We start from the raw sequence: 23,712 nt of genomic DNA, 5'->3' as shown, positions 1-23,712 counted from the left end.
GAGGGAGGTTCCCCTTTCGGGCGGTTAGGCGTTCGGGTGTGCGAGGTCGGAGTCGAGGGCGTCTCGCAGGCCGAGGACGGTGGCCTTGCCCTTGTCGGCGCCGGGTCCGGCTGCGGTGTAGTAGTCGATGGCCTGGCCGAAGTGGTGGCGGGCCTCGGCGGTGTTGCCCAGCGCGGCGTGGACTTCGCCCAGCACGGTGTACAGGTCGCCGAGGTAGCCGACCGAGCCGTAGTCGCGCACGGACTGCTCGATCGCGGTCAGCGCGGTCAGCGCCTCGGCGGCCTGCCCGTTCAGGGGCAGGGCTCGCGCCAGATGCATGGTGGTGCGGGCGTGGCCGATGTGGTCGCCGATGCCGGCGAACATGCTCGCCGCGAGCCGCAGGTGGTGTGCCGCGAGCTTGGCGTCGGCGATCTTGGGGTGCAGGGCGTTTTCGCCGAGGCGGCGGTGCCGTAGCGCGACGCTGCGGGCGTCGTTCATCTCCTCGGCGATCTCCAGCGCCCGTTCCAGATCCGGGCGGGCAGCGTGGGGATCGTCGGCCTTGAGGTGCGCGCGGGCGCGCGTGGACAGCGCGCCGGATTCCAGCCACGGATCGCCCACCTCGGTGGCGCGCTGTACGGCGATGGTGCAGATGGCGATCGCGGCCTCGTGGTGTCCGAGGTTGGTCTCGCCGAAGCCCTGCCGGGTGCGGCAGACGATCTCCAGGATGTGTCCGGCGTCGGCGGCGGCGTTGGCCCCGAGGAACTGGGACCGCACCAGTTCGCTGGCGGTGTAGTTGGGGCGCAACGGGTTCCACAGGACCTCGCCGAACTCGTACACCAGCTCACCCCAGCCGCTGTCGGCGGCACGCTGTTGCGCGGCCAGGAGGTTGGCTCGTTCGGTCTCGACCCAGTCCAGGGCGGCCTTGGCGTCGGGGGCATCCCGGTGTCGAGGCTGGTGTAGACGGGGCTGAACCGGCGGGGGAACGGGTTGATGACCTTGTCGGCCGCCGCGGTGCGCCGCAGGTACCACTCGATCATCCGGCGACGTATCGCGAGGCGGGTGGCCTCGTCGTCCTGGTCGGCCAGGGTCTTCACGTGGTCGCGCACCAGGTCATGCAGCCGGTAGCGCTCGTCACCGCTCTCGGTGACGAGGTTGGCCTCCAGCAACCGCCCGAGCGCTCGCTCGACCTCCGTCACCGGGACTTCCAGGCCGGCGGCCAGCGGGTCGGCGGTGAACTCGGCGCCGGGGTGCTCTACCAGGCCGCGGTACAGCCGGGCGGTGGTGGCGTCGAGGTCCTCGTAGCTCATCTGCAGCACTCCTCCGACGGACAGCTCGTGCGAATCCAAGGCGGCGGATGAAGCCTTGGCGGGGGTGGTGGTTCAGGCGGGTGATCAGGCGTGCGGGTCGCGTCGGGGATGCGCGGCGAGGTGGCCCCGGCGATGGTCAGAGCCAGCGGGTGCCCGTGGCAGCGATCGGCCAGCGCGCGCAGCAGCTCGTGCCCGATGGGCCGGCGGTTCTCGTCGAGCAGTCCGGCCAGCAGCGCGACTCCGGTGGCGGCGGGGAAGCAGTCGAGGTCGAGGGTGCGGAAGCCGACCACGGCCAGGCCGGCGAGCCGGTGGCGACTGGTGACCAGGGTCGTGCCGCGTGCCGTGGCGGACACCAGGGGCTGCACCTGGTCGGCGGAGCGGGTGTCGTCGATCAGGACGGCCAACGCTTTGTCCGAGGTGACCGTCCGGTACAGCGCGGTCAGCTCGGCCACGTCGGCAGGGAGGTCGTCGGCGGCGACGCCGAGCGCGCGCAGCCACCCGGCGAGGACCTGACCCGTGGTCGGTGGCGGGTGGCCGCTCCAGCCGTTGAGGTCGACGTGCAGCACGCCGTCGGGGTGGCGGTCGTGGTGCCGGTCGAGCCAGCGCACCGCCAAGCCGATCTTGCCGACTCCGCCCAGGCCGGCCACGACCACGCGGGTCGCTCCCGCCGCGGCCAGCAGACGGTCCAGCCGGTCGAGCTCCTCGGCGCGGTCGACCTGGGTGCGTGCGGGCGGCGGAAGCCGCCGGGGCACCGGCATCCGTCGGTCGTGAGCGTGCAGGACGATCGTCTCGGCGGTGACCGTGTGGGCCTGAACGACCGGCCCGACGACCGTGCCCGCGATGCTGTTGACGTGCTGGGCCCCGCTCACACCTGCTCCGGGATCTGGAGGCGGCTGGCCATCACGGCATTGCCCAACGAACGCTCGGGTCTGGGAGCCGTCAGGCTGTCCAGCCGCCACCAGCCGACGGGCACCACGCCGTCCGGGTGCGGCTGCCACGGCCCGAGCAAGTCGGCGAACCGCTGCTCGCTGCGGTGCACCAGGGTGATGCCGGCCTCGGCGAGGCAGTCCTCGATCGCGGCGGCCGACTCGAGCCCCAGCGTCGTGCCGTCGGCGTGCGAGGCGGCCAGCAGCGAACCGGGCGCGAGCCGCTGGTAGTACCGGGCCAACGCCGCAGCGGGGTCGTCGGCGTCGGGCAGGCAATGCAGCACTGCACCGGCGACAACGCCCACCGGTCGGGTCAAGTCCAGTAGCCGGGCGGTCACGGAGTGGTCGAGGACCTCGTCCACGTGCCGCAGGTCTGCCTCGACCACCCCGGTTCGCGCGTCGCCCTGCCCGACAAGGAGGTTGAGACCGGCGACGACCACGGGATCACGGTCGACGTAGACGACGTGAGCGTCGGGGTTTCCGGCCTGCGCTAGATGATTGATTCCGTGAAGATCGTGTGAAGGCGGCCCGACGTGAGGGCATGGGAGGAGGGTGTTCATGATCAATGTGTGACGAAAGACCTGAACACCCTCCTGACCGCACTCTACGTGCTGGTCGACGACCACGTGGTCCCGCCCCGGACCGGTCGGGGTCACCGACCCGATCTCACCGACAGTGAGCTGATCTGCCTGGCCGTGGCCCAGATCATGCTCGGTTACCACAGCGAACGCCGCTGGGTCCGCCACGTCCACGCCGACGCCGAGCTGCTCGGGATGTTCCCGGACATGCTCACCCAATCCGGTTACCACAAGCGCCTCAGAACGGCGGAACCGTTGTTGTGCAAGGCGATTCTCGCATTGGCCGTGTGCTGCCCGTCGTGGTTCGACGACCTGTGGATGACCGACGCCACCCCGGTGCCCTGCGGCATGTCCCGGGAGACGGTCAAGCGTTCCGACCTGGCCGGACACGCCGACTACGGCTACTGCGCGTCACACTCCCGCTGGTACTGGGGACTGAAGCTGTACCTCGTCTGCACCGGTGACGGCATGCCGGTCATGTGGTGCCTGGCCAACCCGAGGATCGGCGAACGCGAAGTGCTCGCCGCGCTGCTCGACCACAACCACCACCTCATCCGCGACGGCCAGGTCCTGTTGGCCGACAAAGGTTTCTCCGGCAAACCGTTCAAACAACTCACCGAGCGGATGGGGTTGAACCTGCTCCGCCCCGACCGTAAGGACGAGACCTACCGCAACGGCAACCTCGGTGGCGTCCGGCAGTGGATCGAGTCGGTCAACCAAACCCTCAAAGGCCAACTCGACCTCGAACAGCACGGCGGACGCACCCCGGCCGGAGTGTTCACCCGCGTCGCCCAACGCCTGCTGGCCATGGCCGCCGGCATCTGGCACAATTGGATGACCGGCGTGACCAGCAAACGCTCACTCACCGCATTCGATCACTAACACCAACTTCACAGAATCAGTCATCTAGGTGATGCAGGGGTCGGGTACTGAACACGCCCGTTCCCACATCGAGGAACTGCTCGATCCCGGCGGCGAGCATGTGGAGCACCGCGCGGCGCCGGAACATGCTGTTCTCGCGGACGAACACGCCATAGCCGGGCACCAAAGCCGCAATCTTGTCGGCCACGACCCGATCGGCGGCGAAGTTGTGCCCGCCGCCGAGCAGGTAGTCGTAGATCCGGGCCAGCGACGGCGCGTCAAGATCGATCGGCGCGTCGAGGCCCAGCGCACCCCTTTGCGTCGCCATCACCCTGACGTTCCCCCGCCCGGCCCGTCACCACGAGCCTGACCTGCTGTGCACCTGGTCGACCCCGCCGATGGGACGTCCGCGTTACCGGAAGTTGGCCGGGTTGGTGCGGGCGATTAGACCGCCGACATCAAGATCTGAACCAGAGCGGACACGCGGCGCTCGTGAGGCGTCCATGAGGCGGCACCACACCTGAACACGACTTCAGCAGCACGATTCATTCGGCCGAGTGACATTCCGTCGCCGCTCACCCACGTCGACTCACCGAATTCCACCTCAGTCGAACATATGTGCGAGCGCGGTGGTAGCTTGCCTGACATGAGTTCGCCGCTTCCGCCCGCCCAATCGGACGGCGCATTGCGCTACCGCGTCGACCCCACCGGCACGACGATCGCCGTCCTCCCGGCCACGTGCAAAGGCGGCGCGCACCGCGTTGTGCCCGGCCTCAGCAGGGCTATCGCTGCAGACGGCGAAGTCCACGTCATCTGCCCTGCCTGCGCGGCGACGCCCGGAGTAGATGCGAGCTGGCGCTTGATCAGCAGCCGACCCAGCCCGGACCTCGCGGAGTTGGACGACGAACCCTACGGCGACCTTATTCTCCACCGCGTGCGGGCGGCGGCCAGCGCGAGGTAGGCGGTGATGCTGTGATCAACAGTCCATTCACCCACTGGGAAGGCGACGACCTCCACGGACGCCAACCGGTGCTCACGTCCGTCTGGGTCAACCTGGACATCCTCTTCCCTCGGCCCCCCGACGTGCCGCGACACGTCATTGAAACCGGCCTGGACCTCACGGGCGTGGTCCAAGGGCGACTACACGGCCGTTTCCCCAGCGTGGACGGCGATTGGTACGGGATCGTCGACTACGAGATCGGCTACGCCGACGGCCGCCGCGACAAGCTTCACCTGGTCGACCAGCTCGTGCCCTTCCATGCGCTGCGAAAGCGCACGTAAGCGAATGGTCGTCCTGGTCAGCGCCTGCGTACAGCTTGGTGCTGGTGGCCTCGGATCTAGTCCGTCAAGTCCGATCGTCGGCTGTGTCGTCGCGACAGCCTTGCCCGGCCCTTCCTCCTGTCAGGCGTTGCAGCACGGCATCGCAGAAGGGCGGTCCGTGCGTTGGGCGTGATCTGCCGTGTAAGGACTCGAGGGGCAGGGCCTACCAGCAGATACCAGAAGGACGGTAGGCGGACCACCAGTATGCGCGTTCCAGTTCTAGTTCGTGAAGATCGGTTCTCCACGACGGTCGTGCCTTGTCCAACAGTTCGGTTGCACGTGTATCGGGTTCGCCCCCTCGCAGAACCATTGTTGCGTTGGCATGTGCTTGTGCGATGGTCGCGCCGTGGAAGAGCCGCACATGGAGAGCCGTGCTGTAAACAAGAGCAGCTACGTCGTCGACTTCCCAGAGGCCGGCTACGACGGCACGGGCGCCGCGAGAGAGGAACGCGCTGTCGAGGCCACGCCACGCCTGCACGGCGCGGCCTCCGGTGGGGTGGTGCGCAGTGTCGCAGGCAGACAGGACGACGAGCGATGTTTTTCGGAGTTCCGGGCCAGCATGGATGGCTGCGGCGGAAAGCAGCGCATGTGAAGGGGTCGTTCCGGATAGCCAGATGCCGCTGGCAAGTTTGTCCGGACTCGCTTCGCCGTGGGCCGCGAGGTGGACCACTCGAGAATCTGCGATGGCTCCGAGGACGGCGCCCGGTGTGGCGTCGATGCCGCTGAGGACCCGTGCGTGCGCAGCCAGTTCGTGTAGCGCGTTTGCTTCCTGGTCGGGTCCTTCGAGGACGTCGAGGCCGTGGTTGCGGGGCGCATGTGCTCCGTTTGCCGAGACAATGAGGTCGAGGGTGTAGTGCTGGTCACCTCGGGTCGATAGCCGTGATAGGACTGCTGCGCTCGGTGCATAGCTCACGTCAACGAGATCTCCGAGTACGTTGCCGTCGATCAGGGCGGCATGGAGCGGAAGCGGTTCGAGCGTACGGCTGGGGCAGAGTACGACGTGTCGAGTTCTGTATTGAACGAGCAGGTCGAAGACCGGTGCGACGATCTCCTGTCCTGCCCACCGGAGCAGGATGTCGAGCGCGTCGGCGACCTCCTCCCACGGTGCATCGGGGTCATGGCCGAGCCAGTTATCGGAGATGAGTCGGATGCGGTCGACGGTGATGTTGCTGAGGTCGATGAATCTTGCTTCGACACCGTCGCCCGTCTCGATGGCGACTACGGCCGATAGGTAACCTTCCGACTCGGTGAACTGGACGAACGCGCGCTCGGCGCTGACTACACGAGCTGTCATGTCGGCGAATCGGTGGCCGGTGGGGCGCTGAACTCGTTGGCGGTTGATCGTGTATGAGCGGCGTGCCAGGTCGGCTTGTGCCTGCACCTCCTCGTCGACTATGCCGTCGACCGCGGCGGACACTCGTGCGAGTTCGGCGTGGGCGAGATTGTCGCGGGCCTCGCCGATGGCCTCGGTGTCACGGTCGGATTCCGTTTCGAGTAGATCGAGGTCGAAGAGGATTGATTCCGACTTGGCGTTGTCTGCCCCTACGAACATGAACTGCTCGGAATCAGGATGCATCGAAGCCCGCGTCAGCAGCTCATATGGCGAGGACTCAGGGGCGTCGAGTTCGGCTCGCGAGAGAGTGGAATCGACACGTTCAAGGATTGATGTCAACGCGTCGGCCGGGATGTCGAGGCCACTTCCGTGTACGTGTTCGAGCGTCCGGTCTTCATGGAGCCGGTACCAGTCCACACGTACAGTCGTCAGTGCGGCCAGGAGCAACTCGATGGCGCTGCGGGGCTCGTCGGGGTTGAAGTGGAAGGGTGCGAGTGCTGGATCCACCGATGCCTGGGGTTCTACGGCGATCTGGAGCAGAACGTCGGCACCTTCATGGCTGACCTCCAGGCGGATGCCCTCTTCCAGGGTGGACATCAGCTGGTGCTGCTCGTCGTCTGTCTCGACGACTCCGAACCATAGTTCGAGCGGGCCTGTGGTGCTGTGGAAGAAACGGGCGCCACGATCAAACACAAGGGTGTTGACCCAATCAGGAACACGGGGCGTGATACCTGTTGACGTGATATCGGGAACGGCATCCGGCATCAAGAGCGGCGCGCGCTTGATGCACAGGTGTGCGTCAAGCCACCGCCGCCGACGAAGTTCCTTGGTGTCGTAAACCTGAATGAGCGCATGTTCCGCTGCGGTCAAGCTGTTCAGCCAGTCGACACACTGTTGCAACGCAATATCGATGATCGCCTGGGCCTCCATGAGAGAATCCGGCTCGAAATCGGTGAGGTTCACGCCGATCTGAGCGGTGTCGTTCTCTGTTTCAGCGGGTCTTATCAGACGGCGGAGAACTGTCCAGGTGAGCACCACGTCCTGGCCCTGTCTGAGCTGTTCGTCGAGGTCGTCGCTGACTCGGCGCTCCCAATGGCCGCACCGGCGTGGACCGCCACCACCGAGGAGGGACCGCGACCGTAGTTCAGCAATTTGGTTTTCGACCTCGACTCGGCTCGCCACCTCCGTGAGAACGCGACTCCCGTCGGCACCCCAGGCGCCGTCACTGGTCACCAAGTCGCGAGGAATCGGCGGCAGCGGCGGAGGGGACAGCGGATACGCGACCAGCTCGTCAATGAGTGCGCCCGTCGTCAGGCAGAACACGTCCCGGAGGTGGCTCCGGGCCTCAGCGTCGCCCTGTTCGGCTGCGACCCGCGGCGTTAGGTAGCTGAGTAGCGTTACGAGCAACTGGTCGCCATGCCACCAATCGGCGATCGGGAGACCGTGCGTCGCCCAACGAAGCCGCACGTCACGTACCAGTGTCGTCACTTCAGCCGACGCGCAGCCCGATAGAGCGCCCGAGGCCATCAACTGCTCTGCGATCCGCACCGTTGCCACGGCTCGGCGCGCCTGGTTGCAGATGGACACGACAACCGCGCTGGCTCCAAGATCAGGACGAGAGCTGAGCGGCGTGTAGCGGCGGACGACGTCGACCGATGACCCGGCGAGGGTGAGGACCTCTGCACAGAGGACGTCGAACCAGCGGTCACGTGAGTCACCTGCACCGGGGGCATCCACCATCCGCACGATAGACAGCCGGACACGGCTCGGCGAGGTTCGCTGGACATGCAGGACCGACCTGCCCCAGACGCGCCCTGGCGCATCGGCGGCGAGCGCGGCCGACCGTCACACTGAAGCAAACGGTGGCTAGGCCAATCGGACGCACACGACTGCGGTTCGTAACGGAGCATCGCTGTTGATCGAACCTATGGTGTGCTCGGCATCGTTCACATCGCACAGGTCGCACGAACGCGTGAGATCTGCTGTGTCGACTCGACGCTGTGGACCTGGCGCCGACGTTCGATGCCGGTGCGGAGCGGGGGGAGCTCGGTTGTCGGACTGCGCTACTACTCTCTGTTGAGTCTCAGCGTCGGACCAGGGATACGGGGGTTGGGAACACGGTGGATGTCTTCGCGGTGCGTGATCGGCTGGTCAATGATTACCGCCGCTACGTCGACGGGTTCCTGCGCGTACGCGACGACCGGATCCGCAGCTTGGTGGACCGCGAGCTTGACGCCGGGTTGCTGTGGCCGGAGCCGTGGCTCTCACTCAACCCCGCGTTCGCCGGTGGGGGCGATATCCGGCAACTCGTCGCAGAGGGGGTTCTGCATCCCGCGTGCGCCCAGATCTTCCAGGTGGGTGGCCGCTGCTTGCAGTTGCATCAGCACCAGCGAGACGCGGTGGCGGCGGCCCGGGTTGGTGCGAGCTACGTGTTGACCACGGGTACCGGGTCGGGCAAGAGCTTGTCGTACCTCGTTCCGATCGTTGACCACGTGCTGCGGGAAGGTAGCGGTCGTGGTGTTCGCGCCATCGTCGTGTATCCGATGAACGCGCTTGCCAACAGCCAGGAGCTGGAGCTGGCGAAGTTCTTGGGCGACACGGATCGGCGAGTGACCTTCGCCCGCTACACCGGCCAGGAAAGCGACGAGCAGCGGGAGCAGATCCTGCAGCATCCGCCGGACGTGCTGCTGACCAACTACGTGATGCTCGACCTGCTGCTGACCCGCCCCGATGAGCGGCGTCGGCTTGTTGATCAGGCGGGCGAGCTGCGGTTTCTCGTGCTGGACGAGCTGCACACCTACCGCGGCCGTCAGGGCGCGGACGTTGCGATGCTGGTCAGGCGTGTGCGTGATGCGTGTGGTAGCCCGTCGGTGCAGTACGTCGGCACCTCCGCGACCTTGGCCGGGCCGGGCACGCTGGAGCAACAGCGTGAGGCGATCGCCGAGGTAGCCGGGCGGCTGTTCGGCACGCGCGTGGAGCCGCAGCACGTGATCGGTGAGACGTTGCGCCGAGCCACCCGCAGCACCCCTGACCCGGACGACGACGCCCTGCGCGCCGCCGTTCAGAACGTCGGGGCAGTCGAGGATCTTCGGGATGATCCTCTGGCCGCATGGGTGGAGTCGACCTTCGGCGTGGCGACGGTCGACGGACGGCTCGTTCGCCAACCGCCCACCAAGCTCTCCGACGCGGCCACAGATCTGGCGCGTCGCACGGGGCTGGATGAGGCCACCTGCACGGGCGCGCTTCGACAGGTGCTGCTGGCCGGCGCGGAACAGCTCGATGATTTCGGCCGTTCGCTTTTCGCGTTCCGGCTGCACCAGTTCATCGGCAAGGGCGACACCGTCTATTGCTCGATCGAGCCGGAAGCCGATCGCTACCTCACTACCCGGTATCAACTGGCTGTGCCAGGCCGCCCCGACGCCGTTCTCGCACCGCTTGCGTTCTGCCGCGAATGCGGCCAGGAGTACCTCTCGGTCATTCGCACATCGGACGGGTTCCGGCCGCGGCTCCCGGACGATGCCGCTGGTGATGCCCGTAGCGGCTACCTGTACGTCGACACCACGACCCCGTGGCCCGCCGACCCGACCGACGTGATGGAACGACTCCCCACCGGTTGGCTGGTCGGTCGCCCCGGAGCGGAGCAGATTGATCCGACCAAGGCCGACCATGTGCCTGTACGAGTCGTCGTGCAGCCAGACGGTCACGAAGACGTGCACGGGCAGGGCGGTATCCCGGCGGCGTTCGTGTCCGCGCCCTTCCGGTTCTGCCTGCGATGCCGCGTGTCGTATGAATCCGCGCGCCAGCAGGACTTCGCGAAGTTGTCCAGCCTCGGCTCCGAGGGCCGAAGCTCGGCGACGACGGTGTTGGCGTCCAGCCTGGTGCGAGCCTTGCGCGGCGAGGACCTGCGTGACGACGCCCGGAAGGTGCTGTCGTTCACCGACAATCGGCAGGATGCCTCACTGCAGGCAGGGCACTTCAACGACTTCGTCCAGGTCGGTCTGCTGCGTAGCGCCTTGCACCGGGCCGTGGCTGAGGCGGGTCCGGACGGGTTGCGGCACGACACGATGGCCAGCGCGGTCGTCCAGGCGCTCGGGCTGCCGCGCGAGGAGTACGCGCTTCAACCGGACGTGCGGGGCCTCGCCCGGCAGGAGGCCGAACGGGCACTTCGGGAAGCGGTCTCCTACCGGCTCTACCAGGATCTGCAGCGCGGCTGGCGGATCACGATGCCGAACCTCGAACAGTCCGCGTTGCTCAGGATCGACTACGTCGCGTTGGACGAAGCGTGCGCCGACGACGAGATCTGGCGCAGTGGTCTCTTGGCCGACGTGTCCGCCGAGCGGCGCGAGGCTCTGGCGCGGGTGTTGCTGGACGAAATGCGCCGAGCGCTGGCGATCAGGGTGGCCGCGCTGACCGCTGACGGGTTCGAGGCCGTTCGCAACCTCTCGGACCAGCATCTGCGTGATCCGTGGACGATCGCCGAGGAAGAGCGGTTTCTCGCGGGCCGGGTCTGGCCGCGGTCCCGGCGGCAGGACGACACCCGGGGCGACGCGTTCATTTCCGGCCTCTCGGCATATGGCCGGTACCTGCGCCGCCAGCTGCGCGGGGACGGGCCGCGGATCACCGCAGCCGACACCGAGCTGACCATCGTCGGAATGTTGGACGCACTCGCGATCTACGGCCTGGTGACCGTCGTCGAGGAGGACCGAGGCGAGCGGGCGTATCAGCTCAACGCGGCAGCACTGTGCTGGTTGGCCGGCGATGGCGTCACGCGTGCACCGGACCCTCTGCGCAACGCGCCTGGCGAGACCGGCGCGGCCCCGAACCCGTACTTCGTCGACTTCTACCGCACTCTCGCGGCCGGGTTGACCGGGTTGCGGTCGGCAGAACACACCGCACAGGTCCCGGCACCGATCCGCGAAGAGCGTGAAGAAGCATTCCGTCACGCCGGCCTGCAGGCCCTGTTCTGTTCTCCCACGATGGAGCTGGGCGTCGACATCGCGACCCTCAACGCCGTTGTACTGCGCAACGTCCCGCCCACCCCGGCCAACTACGCTCAGCGCTCCGGCCGCGCCGGTCGCGCCGGGCAGCCCGCGATCGTGGTCACCTACTGCACCACCGGCAGCGCGCACGACCAGTACTACTTCCACCGCTCCGCGCGGATGGTGGCCGGCGCCGTCGCCCCGCCCCGCCTTGACCTGGCCAACGCAGATCTCCTGCGTTCCCACATCCACGCCATCTGGCTGGCCGAGACACGCCAGCCACTCGGAAAGTCCCTGGTCGAGCTGCTGGATGTCAGCGGTGACGACCCGAGCCTGGAACTCGAGCCCACAGTGCGGCACACCCTGTCCGACCGTGCAGCGGCGGAACGGGCGCTGCACCGGGCGCGGCAGGTGCTGGGCACCGTCGAGGAGATCGCCGACGCGCCGTGGTTCGACGAGGACTGGATCCGGCGCACCGTCGAGGACGCCGTCGAGGAGTTCGACCGCGCCTGCGACCGGTGGCGTGAAGCATTCCGGGCGGCGCGCTCCGAGATGGCTGCGGCGAACCGAGTGCTCACCGACGCCGCCGCCTCGGCGGACGCTGTCAACCGTGCCAGGGCGCAGTATCTGGAAGCCGCGACGAAGCTGAATCTGTTGCGCAACGAATCGGACGAGCTGGGCTACAGCGACTTCTACAGCTACCGCTACTTCGCCACCGAAGGTTTCCTGCCTGGCTACTCGTTCCCGCGGCTGCCGGTGTCGGCGTTCATCCCTGCCCGAGCCGGAGGCCGCCGCCGTGACGGCGACTACCTGTCCCGTCCGCGGTTCTTGGCGATCAGCGAGTTCGGGCCGGGTGCCTTCGTCTACCACGAGGGCGCTCGCTACGAGGTCGTGAAGGTGTCAGTGCCCTCCCGCGGTGAGGCCGACGGCCGGCTCGCGCTGGAACGAGCCAAGCGCTGCGAGAACTGCGGCACGCTGTGGAACGACTCCGACGACCACTGCGACATCTGCAACGTCGATCTCGGGGCGTCCGTCCCGAACCTGCTGCGGATGACCACCGCGACCACCCGCCGTCGCGAGCGGATCTCCTCCGACGAGGAAGAACGCCGCCGCCAGGGCTTCGACCTGGTCACGGCAGTCGGGCTGCCGCCCAGCGGACCCGACGCCCGACGCGAGGCGCGGGTCGTCGCCGCGGATGGGCGCGAGCTCGCGCGGCTCACCTACGCCGACACCGCGACCATCCGCCGGATGAACATCGGCCTGCGACGGCGCGCACCCGGCACACCCGACGGCTACTTCATCAACCCCACCAGCGGACGGTGGGAGCCACGCCCCCAGCGCAACCGCCAAGGCCGCGCCGCTGCGGCGGCGGCCGGTGCGCCGCCCGAGCTCGTGATCCCGTTCGTCGAAGACCGTCGCAACACCCTGGTCGTGCACTGGTCGGACCAGGTCTCCCCGGAGCGGCTGGCGACCTTGCAGTGGGCGCTCAAACGGGGGATCCAGGCGGCATTCGACCTCGAAGACAACGAACTCGCCGCCGAAGCACTGCCCAACACCCGAGAACGCCGCCGGATCCTGCTGTACGAGTCCGCCGAAGGCGGTGCCGGCGTGCTGCGCAACCTCGTCGCCGGCGAGCACTACGACCTCGGCCTCGTCGCCCGTGAAGCGCTCGACATCCTGCACTTCGACCAGGACGGCCACGACCGGGGCTCCGCCCAACCCGGCACCGAACGCTGCGAACGCGCCTGCTACGACTGCCTGCTGTCCTACGGCAACCAGCCCGACCACCTCCTGCTGGACCGCCACTCGATCGTCACGATGCTGCGCGACCTCGCCGACGCCACCACCGTCCCGGCAGCACCCGCGATGGGCGCCGTCCCGGCCCCGCCAGACGCTCCCTCCAATGGGGTCGTGAGCGAGCACCCGTTCATCGACCTGCTGCGCGCCAAGGGCGCACGGCTCCCGGACGCCGTCGACGTGCTCGTCGAGGAAGCACAAGCGCGCCCGCACTTCGTATACGACCTGGCCGTCGGGCGGTACGGCGTGTTCATCGACGACGGCCACAACGATGCCCTCACCGACGAGGACGCCGAGGAACGGCTTCTGGCCCGTCCTCGGTGGCACGTGCTGCGGCTCCGTGAGGGCGAGGATTGGGCCGCGGTCATCGACAGGATGCCGACCGTTTTCGGAGGTGGACGTTCGTGAGCTGGGCAGCTGGTTCCCTGGTGCGAGCCCGTGGCCGCGACTGGGTCGTGCTGCCCGACAGCACCCACGACCTGCTTCTCCTTCGCCCGCTGGGCGGCGGCGTGGACGACATCGCCGGAGTGCTCCCGGACCTCGAACCGGTCGAGTCCGCGACCTTCGCGCCACCGGACCCCGAGGACCTCGGCGACGCGGTGAGCGCGCGCCTGCTCCGCAGCGCGCTGCGACTGGGCTTCCGGTCCAGCGGCGGCCCGTTCCGCAGTCTGGCGCAAATCGCAGTGAGCCCCCGCTCCTACCAACTAGTCCCGCTGCTGATGGCGTTGCGCATGCGCACGGTCCGGCTCCTGATCGCCGACGCCGTCGGCGTCGGCAAGACCATCGAAGCCGGTCTGATCGTCGCCGAACTGCTCGCCCAGGGCAGCGTCGACCGGTTCACCGTCATGTGCAGCCCCGCCCTGGCACCACAGTGGCAACGGGAGCTGGCCGACAAGTTCGGACTCGACGCCGAACTGGTCCTGCCCTCCACCGCCGGCCGCCTGGAACGCAACCTGCCCGCCGGAGAATCGCTGTTCGAGCGCTACCCGTACACGGTGGTGTCCACCGACTTCATCAAGTCGTCACGGCGCGCGGACGAGTTCATCCGGGCCTGTCCCGGCCTGGTGATCGTCGACGAAGCCCACACCTGCGTCGGCGCCGCCGATGGCCGCACCGCCCGCGCCAGCCAGCAGCGCTACACGCTGCTGTCCCGCCTCGCCGCCGACCCCGACCGGCATCTGTTGCTGGTCACCGCAACCCCGCACAGCGGCAAGTCGGAAGCGTTTCGGGCACTGCTCGGGCTGCTGGATAAGTCTCTCGCGGAGCTGCCCGACGACCTGTCCGGCGACGCGCGCCGCCGCGACCGCGAACGCATCGCCCGTCACGTCGTGCAACGCCAGCGCGGCGACATCAAGACCTACCTCGACGAAGACACCCCATTCCCCAACCGCATCCCGTTGGAAGCCACTTACCGGCTGACACCGGACTACCGCAAGCTGTTCGACCAGGTCTTGCGCTACGCCCGCGAGACCGTGCGCGACTCGGCCGGAGGCCCGGTGCACCAGCGGGTCCGCTGGTGGTCGATCCTCGCGCTGCTGCGGGCGATGGCCTCCTCGCCCGCCGCAGCCGCCGCGACCCTGCGCAACCGCAGCGGCGAGGACGATGTGACCACCGTCGAGGAAGCCGACATCCGCGGCCAAGCCGGCGTCCTCGATCTCCCCGACGAAGACGAAGCCATCGACGGCCGCGACACCACCGCCGGGGCGCTACCCGCAGAAGACACACCGCGGGCTCGTCTGCTGCGGCTGGCCAAGGACGCCGATCGACTGCGCGGCGCCAAGGACGCGAAGCTCAAGAAGGGCATCGGGCTTGTCCGCGACCGGGTGGAAGCGGGCGACGCCATCGTGGTGTTCTGCCGCTACATCGCCACCGCCGAGTACGTGGGAACCGCACTGCGCCAGGCGCTGCCGGACGTCGAAGTCGCCTGGGTCACCGGCGCCCAGCCACCGGAGGAACGCGAACGCCGCGTCGCCGAACTCGGCAAAGCCGAGCGCCGCGTCCTGGTGGCCACCGACTGCCTGTCCGAGGGGGTCAACCTGCAAGACCACTTCACTGCGGTCCTGCACTACGACCTGTCGTGGAACCCCACCCGCCAGGAGCAACGCGAAGGCCGCGTCGACCGATTCGGACAACGCGCCCCCGACGTGTACGCGATCACCTACTACGGCGAAGACAACGGCATCGACGGTCTCGTGCTGGACGTGCTGCTGCGCCGCCACCGCGCCATCCAAGCCGACACCGGGGTCGCCGTTCCCGTCCCCCAAGACAGCGACGCCGTCCTCACCGCCGTGTTGGAAGGCGTCCTGCGCGCCGAGACCGGCGACCAACTCCAACTGGAAGGCGTCGAGGAAACCGCCCGCACCGACCTGCACCAGCGGTGGGACGACGCAGCACAACGCGAGAAACGCTCCCGCAGCCTGTTCGCCCAGGAACAGATCAAACCCGACGAGGTCTCCCGCGAGGTCGATGCCCTGCGCGCTGCGCTTGGCGGCCCGGCCGAGACCGAGACCTTCGTCGTGGACGCGCTCACCTCCTTGCGGGCCACGCTGACCACCGCATCCGACGGGTACGTCGCCGCACTAGACGGACTGCCATCCGCACTGCGGGAAGAACTCGGCACCACCACCGATCTTCCACTCGTACGAACCCCACCCGCGCCCGACGGCGGAGCGGTCTTGGCCCGCACCGACCCCTCCGTCGAAACCCTCGCCCGCTACGTCCTCGACACCGCACTCGACCCCGAGACAGGCACCGACCGGCCGGCCAGGCGGTGCGGAGTACTCCTCACCGAGGCCGTCGACACCCGCACGACCCTGCTCCTGCTGCGCTACCGCCTGCACCTCACACTGCCCACCACTACCGAACGCCGGTCGATGGTCGTGGAAGAAGCTCGGCTACTCGCTTACCGCGGCAGTGCCGTCACGCCTGAATGGCTGCCCGACAACGAGGTCACCACCCTGCTGGACGCCCGGCCTGCTGGCAACATTCCCCGTGATCTCGCCGCCGAAGACATCCGCCGTGTCCAGGCTCGCCTGGACCGCCTCACTCCCCACCTGGATGACGAGGGAGACCGGCTAGCCGCCGAACTCCTCGCCAGCCACCGCCGAGTACGAGAAGCCGCCGGCAGCACCGGCGAACTCATCCGCCGAGGTCTCACCGTGACCGCCCAACGCCCCGCCGACATCCTCGGCGTCTACCTCTACCTGCCTGCGGGGACGTGATGCGCGCCCACACCGTCAGCACCATCCGGACCGTTGGTGGCCTGCTGCCCCCGGAAACCCTCGAAGCCATCACCACCGGTGAGCTCGACGGACTCAAACCCGGCACCTACGGCCTCGCCGAGTCCGAAACAGTGCGCGAAGCAGCCAACCGTTCCTGGGAGCGACTGCGTGGCGCCTGGCTGGCCTTCCGGCGCACGGTGCCACCCGGCGAGGACACCGGCCACCAGATCGAAACCACCCGCTCCCAATGGCTGCGAGTCCTGTTCGACGAACTCGGCTACGGTCGTCTTCCCGCAGTTCCCGCAGGCGGCGTTGCTGTCGGCGATGCCAGTTATCCGGTGAGCCACCTGTGGCAGCGGACCCCGCTGCACCTGCTCGGCGTCGGCGTGGACCTCGACCACCGCACGCCCGGTGTAGTCGGCGCCGCGCGACAAGCACCGCACTCCATGCTGCAAGAACTCCTCAACCGCTCGCCAGACCACCTGTGGGGCATCCTCACCAACGGCCTCGAGTTGCGCCTGCTGCGGGACTCTGCCGCACTCGTCCGCCAGGCATACGTCCAGTTCGACCTCGCCGGGATGTTCGACGGAGAGGTGTTCGCCGACTTCACCGTGATGTGGCAGCTCTGCCACGCCAGCCGCGTTGAACCGCAACCGGATCCGTCAGCCGCGCCCACCACCTGCTGGCTGGAACGCTGGCGAGAAGACTCCACCACCCGCGGAACTCGCGCCCTCAAACGGCTCTCGGCCGGAGTCCAGCAGGCCCTAAACATCCTCGGTGCCGGATTCCTGACCGCAACACCTCCCCTGCGGGACCAACTTCGAGACGGCACGCTCACCGCTCGCGAGTACCACCGGCTCGTGCTCCGGGTGGTCTACCAACTGCTGGTCCTGTTCGTCGCTGAGGACCGCAATCTCCTCCATCACGACCAAGCCACCCCCGAACAACGCCGCCGCTATGCCCAGCACTTCTCCACAGATCGACTACGCCGTAAAGCCCAAGGCCGCTACACCACCGAACGTCACATCGACCTATGGACCGCGCTGCGCCTGATCACCCGAGGCCTCGGTAACGAAGACGGACTGCCAGCACTCGGTCTACCCGGCCTCGGTGGCGTCTATGACAACGGCGCGCTCGGCCCGATCGAAAACGCCTCCCTGACCAACCGCGACCTCCTTGCCGCCGTTCGAGCCCTGTCTCTCACGCGGGACGAGACCGGAATGGCTCGCGCAGTGGACTACCGCAACCTCGGCGCCGAAGAACTCGGCAGCGTCTACGAATCACTCCTCGAACTCGTCCCGGACTACGACGCCCAATCTGGCCGCTACACCCTCGATGTCGCAGCAGGAAACGACCGCAAAAAGACCGGTTCCTACTACACCCCGTCGGACCTTGTCGACGTCCTGCTCGAGGAGACCCTGAAACCTGTTCTCGACGAAGCCATGACGGACCCTGATCCGGAGGCTGCGCTCCTTGCCATCACTGTCTGCGATCCCGCTTGTGGCTCGGGACATTTCCTAGTTGCCGCAGGCCGACGCATCGCACGGCGAGTTGCATCCCACCGGACGGGCGAGGCCGAACCCCCTGAACCTGCGCTCCGCGACGCCATGCGCGATGTCATCAGCCATTGCCTGTACGGCGTCGACCTCAATCCGCTCGCCGCTGAGCTGGCGAAAGTGGCACTTTGGCTTGAAGCCCTCGAACCGGGCCGTCCGTTGTCCTTCCTAGACGCTCACATCAAGGTCGGTAACGCACTGCTCGGCACGACACCCGAACTCGTCGACGGTGGACTCCCCGAAGCAGCATTCACCGCCCTCCCCGGCGACGACTCAGCAACCCTGTCGAAGCGCAAACGTCGCAACCGCGATGAGACCATCCACTCTGAACAAGCCGAACTTGACTTCGGAACACCGACCCCGGACTTTGGCAAGGCGTTCCAAGAGCTCGCCGACGCTCCGGAAAATACCCTGACCGATGTGCACGCCAAGGCCGCCGCCTGGCAGGCGGCGGAAGAAGACCCGGTGTTGGCTCAGGCTCGACTCGCTGCTGATGCCTGGTGCGCTGCCTTCCTCTGGCACCACCAGCCAGGCAAGGCACCCGCCCCCACAGTGGGCGATATCCGGCGCATCACCAATCAAGGCCTGTCCGGGATCACAGCAGACCAACTGACCGAAGTGCGCCGAATTCGAGACAAGCACCACTTCTTCCACTGGCATCTCGAATTTCCCGACGTACTCCCCGAAGGATTCACCTGCATCCTCGGCAACCCCCCGTGGGGAAAGTTGAAGCTCAAGGAGCAACAATACTTCGCAGTCAGCGCTCCGGAGATTGCTGAGGCATCGAACTCCGCAGCCCGTAAGAAGATGATCAGCAAACTGGAGGCTGATCGACCGGCCCTGTGGAGTCTCTATCGTGAAGCAGTTCGAGACGCGGACTTGGCTAGTTTGTTCGCCCGAGCGTCCGGCCGATACCCACTTACTGGGCGCGGCGACATCGATACGTACGCCCTCTTCGCTGAGGCGTCACTGACTCTGACAGTCAAGCGCGGCTTCGCTGGACTTGTGCTTCCAACGGGCATCGCCACGGGTGACACAACCGCGCCGTTCTTCCGTCGACTAGTCAACACTAACACCCTCTCGGCATTTCTCGACTTCGAGAATGAAGCGAAGATATTCCCCAGTGTCACCAACAGGTTCCGCTTTGCGATCCTGGTCGCCACGGGAGGGCGAACCGTGGAAGTGGCTTCGTTTGCATTCTCGACGAGGCACGCGCATCAACTCTCTGAGCGCCGCTTCCCGCTCCAATCGGCTGAAATCCTACAAGTCAATCCCAACAGTGGAACGAGTCCCATCTTCCGCAGCCGTCGCGACGCACGGATAACCGTCAACATTCACCGCCTGCTTCCTGTACTCTGGCGCGACGGCACAGCCGACGGAAACCCCTGGAACATTTCCTTCCAGAGGATGCTCGACATGTCCACCGACTCCGGCAAGTTCCATGAAGAGCCCGCACTACGCGATGCCGGCTGGACAGCCACCGGGGCAGCATTCGAGCTCGAGGGCGCTCGAATGCTGCCGCTCTATGAAGCAAAAATGACACATCACTATGACCATAGGTACGCCACATACGCTGGCGCGACCCAGGCACAACTCAACAAAGGCACTCTCCCGAAGCTCCCAGTCGCAATCCATGATGATCCCGACGCCGTGGTGTGGCCACGGTACTGGGTACCTGAAAGCGATGTGGATGCTGGCCTGGCGGACAGATGGAGCCACCCTTGGCTGCTGGGTTGGCGAGACGTCGCAAAAGACACTGATGAACGAACAATGATCGCCACTGTAATCCCACGTGCAGCAGTTGGCGACAAGTTTCTCCTACTGCATATCAGCAGTGGGCAGGCGGCATGCCTGCAGTCAAACCTATCATCGCTCGTGCTTGACTACTGCGCCCGACAGAAACATTCTGGCGCGTCGCTTAAGTATCACGTCGTTAAGCAGCTTCCAGTGCTTCCTCCAGCGCGGTACGACGAAGAACCAAGTTGGTGTCCTGAAACCAACTTGCGCGACTGGGTGACGGCGCGAGTGTTGGAGTTGTCCTACACGGCGTGGGACCTTCAGCCGTATGCCCGTGATCTCGGTGACGACGGACCTCCATTCCGATGGGAGGAGGAACGGCGTGCGCAGCTGCGCGCCGAACTCGACGCCGCCTATCTGCACCTTTACGGGCTAGACAGGAGCGATGCCGAGCACGTCATCGACTCGTTCTTTGTGCTGCGCAAAAACGAGGAGCGGAAGTACGGCGAGTTCCGTACAAGGCGCCTGGTGCTCGCGGTGTACGACTCGATGACGGAAGGCCAGTTCGTCAGCCCACTCGATACCGCGCCTGGGCATGGGCCCCGCCACCCGAACCGGAGGTCGTAACCGTGCCTTACCAGAACAGTCGCCTGTACGCTGCCGCTCAGCGCGTCATCGACGCTGGCCTCGCCAACGATGACTCCGCCTTCACACCGGGCCGTCCAGTGTGGACAGCTTCAACTGCCGACGACCTCCTTCAGCGTTTCGTGAACGCGCCGGAACTCGGCGCCGCCAGCTTCACCGAGAAGCTGGGACGCCAGCTCGCTGACGCTCCACAAGAGACGATTCAACTTGCCGCCGAGCTGGTGTACTTGCACTTGCTCGCTCCGAATGACTTTGGCGGCACGGCGAAACGCGACCTCCTGCTGACAGTCCTGGCGCTCGCACCCGAGTCGGTCCAGGTACCAACGGAACTCGACGCAGCGCTGGACAGCGGATTCGGCCGCGCTGGTACGGCGTACCGCACTTACCGCGATCGGCAACTCGCCTGGCTGGTTCGGTTCGTCGCGGCGTGGAAGGCACTCCCACCAGATGCCCGGCAGAACGCACTCAAAGACCCTTGGGCGTTCCGCGATGTCGCCGACTCGATCACCATCAACAGTGCGTACAGCCAGCGCAACGTCCTGCTGCACCTGGCGTTCCCTGACACCTTCGAACGCATCGTGTCCCGCCGTCACAAACAACTGATCGTCGAAGGACTCGCCAACGACCTGTCGGACTCGACCGGCGACGAAGACCGCGACCTCGCCGCACTGCGGGCCGAGCTTGAACGTCGACGTGGCGACCATATCGACTTCTACGACAGCGACATCGAGAGGCGCTGGCGCCCACGCGCGGCCTCCGGTGACGGTGAACCGGAACTACGTGGCTGGCTCGTGCGAGGAGCCAATGTGCACGGCCGCAACTTGGTCCCCGAGTGGCTGACTGAGGGCTACTGCTCGCTCGCGTACCCCGACCTTGGTGAACTGCCAGCCGGGCGTACCCGCTCCCAGATCGACACTCAGCTCGCAGAAAGGCAGCCGGACCTCACGAGCAAGCAGCGCTCCATCCATGTCGGCGTGCTCGACCGGTTCCTCAACAAGATGCAACCCGGCGACATCATCGCCACCGTCGACGGGACGAAGGTCTATGTCGGCACGGTCACCGGCCCGGCGACCTGGACTGAAACACCCGAGTACCTGAACAGCCGCCGACGCCCGGTCCGCTGGGCCAACGTCGACGCTCCCTTCACCCGAGACCAGCTCACCGCCGAAACTAGGGACCGGCTCTCCGGGCAGATGACCGTCAGCACCCTCGGTGCCCAGGTCGCCGAGTTTGCCGCGCTGGCAGGAATTGACCCCGACCTCGACCCCACCGAGGACACCCCTGAACCGCCGGTCAGCGAACCGGTTGTGCTGCCGGAGCCCACTGCCGAGCTCGCCGACGAGCTGTTCGTCGACCTCGAGTGGCTGTCGGAGACGGTAGACCTGCTGCGGGAGAAGAAGCAGATCATCCTGTACGGACCACCGGGAACCGGCAAGACCTACCTGGCACAAGAGTTGGCCCAGTTCCTCACTGAGCAGACCGGTGGTGAGCATCGTCTCGTCCAATTTCACCCGTCCTACTCCTACGAGGATTTTTTCGAAGGCTTCCGCCCGCAGCGCGGCTCGACGCCCGGCACCGTGGCCTTCGAGTTGGAAGACGGACCGCTGAAGCTGCTCGTCAACGAAGCCAACAAGGACGTCACCCGCGCCTATGTGCTGATCATCGACGAGATCAACCGCGCCAACCTCGCCAAGGTCTTCGGCGAGCTCTACTTCCTCCTGGAGTACCGCGACCGCTCCGTGCAGTTGCAGTACTCGCCGACCGAGGACTTCCGGCTACCACCGAACCTCTACCTCATCGGCACCATGAACACTGCCGACCGGTCGATCGCCCTCGTCGACTCAGCCATGCGACGACGGTTCTCCTGGCAGGGACTGTTCCCCGGCGAGCCCCCGGTCGCCGACATGCTGCGCCGATGGCTCCACGCACACGGCCTACCTGCCGACCGTGCCGGGCTGCTGGACGCCCTCAACGACCGCGTCGCCGACCGCGACGCCGCCATCGGCCCCTCGTACCTGATGAACCCGCGCGTCGGCACCGACGCAGGACTCGCCCGCATCTGGAAACACCACATCATGCCGCTCCTGGAAGAACGGCACATCGGCGACAACGTCGACCTCCACGCCCTCTACGGCCTTGACGCCCTCCGCAACGGCACCACGCCGCGCACCCGACCGCGCGACGATTCCGCACCAGAGGAGATCGGCGAGCCGCCGGCGTGAGGCGGCTGACCGTGCCCGAACATCAAGCCCGAGCGTTCAGCCCGATCGCCCGGCCCATAGCCGACGGGCTCACCGCCACCGGAGCGGTCAAAGTCAGCGCAGACCTGGAAGGCCGCACCGTACTCAAGGCATCGTCGTACGTCGGCGTGCTTCGATGCGGCGAGATCGAACTCCGGGTCACCCCGAAGATCGGGATCCATCGGCTGCTGTGGCTCCTCGGCCACGCCCAGGATCCCAACGGCTGGCGCGACGACGACATCGTGGACCTCGCCACTGTCGACGACCTCGTCACTGCGGTAGCCGTGTCCTTCCACGCCGCAACCCGTCGAGCTCTCTCCCACGGAGTGCTCCAGGGCTACCGCACCGTCGAAGAAGCGCTCCCGCTCCTGCGTGGTCGCCTACGTGAAGCCGACCAGCTCCGCCAGCGCCTCGGCCTCGCAGTGCCCCTTGAAGTCCGCTACGACGACTACACCGTCGACATCCCCGAGAACCGCGTCCTGCTCACCGCCGCTCGCCGGCTGCTCCGTGTTCCGGGCCTGCCGCTGGCGACCCATGCCGGTCTTCGTCAACTGCTGACCACCCTGGCTGACGTCACTCCGTTGGTCGCCGGGGACACGCCGCCCGACACCCCGCCGACCAGGCTGACACGCCACTACCAACCGGCACTCCGACTGGCTCGTGTCGTTCTCGCCGGACGAAGCATCGATCAGCCACCCGGCTCCACCGCGGCCAGCGGATTTCTCTTCGATCTCAACAAGGCATTCGAAGACTGGCTCACCATCACGCTCCGCCGCGCACTCGAACCCTACGGAGGCCGGCTGCGCGACCAGTACCCCAGTCATCTCGACACGATGCGGCAACTCCGCATCCGCCCCGATCTCGTCTGGGAACGGCACGCTCGACCTGCCGCCGTCCTTGACGCCAAATACAAGAGGGTGAAGGACGACGATCGGCCCCACGCAGACCTCTACCAGATGCTTGCCTACTGCACCGCCCTCGGCGTACCCGAAGGGCACCTCGTATACGCCTCGGGGGACGCACCCAGCTCCCACACCGTGCGCGAGGCCGGCACCAAGCTCCGTACCTGGGTACTTGACCTCTCTCAGCCCACGGACCACATCCTTAAGCAAGCCAGCCGCATTGCGAACGCGGTAGCCGCCACGATCGTCTGAATGATCGAAGTCGCGGGTACCCCGTGCGGCCGACACGCCGCCAAGATCCGTGCCTACGAGCCACGCGGGTGCACAATGT

The 23,712-nt window shown here is 66.8% G+C and carries 12 protein-coding genes; 7 read left to right on the top strand and 5 right to left on the bottom strand.

What is annotated here, in order from left to right; all coding sequences use genetic code 11:
- Positions 1-24: 24 nt before the first annotated feature.
- The 3 genes from FM051_RS43100 to FM051_RS43090 form a co-directional block, all read right to left on the bottom strand.
- Positions 25-1,008, bottom strand: coding sequence for a hypothetical protein (locus FM051_RS43100; protein WP_158852884.1), 984 nt, complete (start codon positions 1,006-1,008; stop codon positions 25-27).
- Between the two features lie 274 nt (positions 1,009-1,282).
- A complete protein-coding gene (locus FM051_RS43095; RefSeq protein ID WP_158852883.1) occupies positions 1,283-2,155 on the bottom strand; it encodes a hypothetical protein in 873 nt (290 codons plus the stop codon).
- Positions 2,152-2,772 (bottom strand): SAM-dependent methyltransferase, encoded by a 621-nt coding sequence (locus FM051_RS43090; protein ID WP_158852882.1) that lies wholly within the window; start codon positions 2,770-2,772, stop codon positions 2,152-2,154. Before FM051_RS43090 ends, FM051_RS43095 begins: the two co-directional genes overlap by 4 nt.
- 9 nt (positions 2,773-2,781) lie before the next feature.
- Between FM051_RS43090 and FM051_RS43085 the strand changes: the two genes are divergently transcribed.
- The gene (locus FM051_RS43085) at positions 2,782-3,672 is read left to right on the top strand and encodes an IS982 family transposase (protein ID WP_158852881.1); all 891 of its coding nucleotides are present in this window, start codon (positions 2,782-2,784) and stop codon (positions 3,670-3,672) included.
- 16 nt (positions 3,673-3,688) lie between these two features.
- Here FM051_RS43085 and FM051_RS43080 read toward each other — a convergent pair whose 3' ends face one another.
- Positions 3,689-3,979 carry an SAM-dependent methyltransferase gene (locus FM051_RS43080; protein ID WP_158852880.1) on the bottom strand — a complete coding sequence of 97 codons (291 nt, stop codon included), beginning with the start codon at positions 3,977-3,979 and terminating at the stop codon, positions 3,689-3,691.
- Positions 3,980-4,680: 701 nt separating this feature from the next.
- On the opposite strand from FM051_RS43080, the gene FM051_RS43075 reads away from it, so the two are divergent.
- Positions 4,681-4,932 carry a hypothetical protein gene (locus tag FM051_RS43075; RefSeq protein WP_238413069.1) on the top strand — a complete coding sequence of 84 codons (252 nt, stop codon included), beginning with the start codon at positions 4,681-4,683 and terminating at the stop codon, positions 4,930-4,932.
- 202 nt (positions 4,933-5,134) lie between these two features.
- Here the strand turns inward: FM051_RS43075 and FM051_RS43070 are convergent, their stop codons facing one another.
- Entirely contained in the window at positions 5,135-8,041 is a 2,907-nt protein-coding gene (locus tag FM051_RS43070; RefSeq protein WP_158852878.1) for a CHAT domain-containing protein, read from the bottom strand.
- 383 nt (positions 8,042-8,424) lie between these two features.
- On the opposite strand from FM051_RS43070, the gene FM051_RS43065 reads away from it, so the two are divergent.
- The 5 genes from FM051_RS43065 to FM051_RS43045 are packed head-to-tail and all read left to right on the top strand — an operon-like array spanning position 8,425 to position 23,633.
- Positions 8,425-13,488: a DEAD/DEAH box helicase gene (locus tag FM051_RS43065; RefSeq protein WP_158852877.1), complete on the top strand. Its 5,064-nt coding sequence runs from the start codon at positions 8,425-8,427 to the stop codon at positions 13,486-13,488.
- The gene (locus FM051_RS43060; RefSeq protein ID WP_158852876.1) at positions 13,485-16,301 is read left to right on the top strand and encodes a helicase-related protein; all 2,817 of its coding nucleotides are present in this window, start codon (positions 13,485-13,487) and stop codon (positions 16,299-16,301) included. The genes FM051_RS43065 and FM051_RS43060 overlap by 4 nt, the downstream gene beginning before the upstream one ends.
- Entirely contained in the window at positions 16,301-20,221 is a 3,921-nt protein-coding gene (locus tag FM051_RS43055) for an Eco57I restriction-modification methylase domain-containing protein (protein ID WP_158852875.1), read from the top strand. The genes FM051_RS43060 and FM051_RS43055 overlap by 1 nt, the downstream gene beginning before the upstream one ends.
- A 2-nt stretch (positions 20,222-20,223) precedes the next feature.
- Entirely contained in the window at positions 20,224-22,461 is a 2,238-nt protein-coding gene (locus FM051_RS43050; RefSeq protein ID WP_158852874.1) for an McrB family protein, read from the top strand.
- Positions 22,458-23,633: an McrC family protein gene (locus tag FM051_RS43045; RefSeq protein ID WP_158852873.1), complete on the top strand. Its 1,176-nt coding sequence runs from the start codon at positions 22,458-22,460 to the stop codon at positions 23,631-23,633. Before FM051_RS43050 ends, FM051_RS43045 begins: the two co-directional genes overlap by 4 nt.
- Positions 23,634-23,712: the final 79 nt, after the last annotated feature.

The organism is Saccharothrix deserti (genome assembly GCF_009769385.1).
GTDB classification, from domain to species: Bacteria; Actinomycetota; Actinomycetes; order Mycobacteriales; family Pseudonocardiaceae; genus Actinosynnema; species Actinosynnema deserti.
The sequence above is the reverse complement of the archived record's forward strand: the minus strand, read 5'-3'. Positions and strand labels throughout refer to the sequence as shown.

What these genes read in the sequence shown, in the direction of transcription:
- FM051_RS43090 (WP_158852882.1), bottom strand. Translation starts at nt 2,772, where the DNA reads ATGAACACCCTCCTCCCATGCCCTCACGTCGGGCCGCCTTCACACGAT.
- FM051_RS43080 (WP_158852880.1), bottom strand. Translation starts at nt 3,979, where the DNA reads ATGGCGACGCAAAGGGGTGCGCTGGGCCTCGACGCGCCGATCGATCTT.
- FM051_RS43055 (WP_158852875.1), top strand. Translation starts at nt 16,301, where the DNA reads ATGCGCGCCCACACCGTCAGCACCATCCGGACCGTTGGTGGCCTGCTG.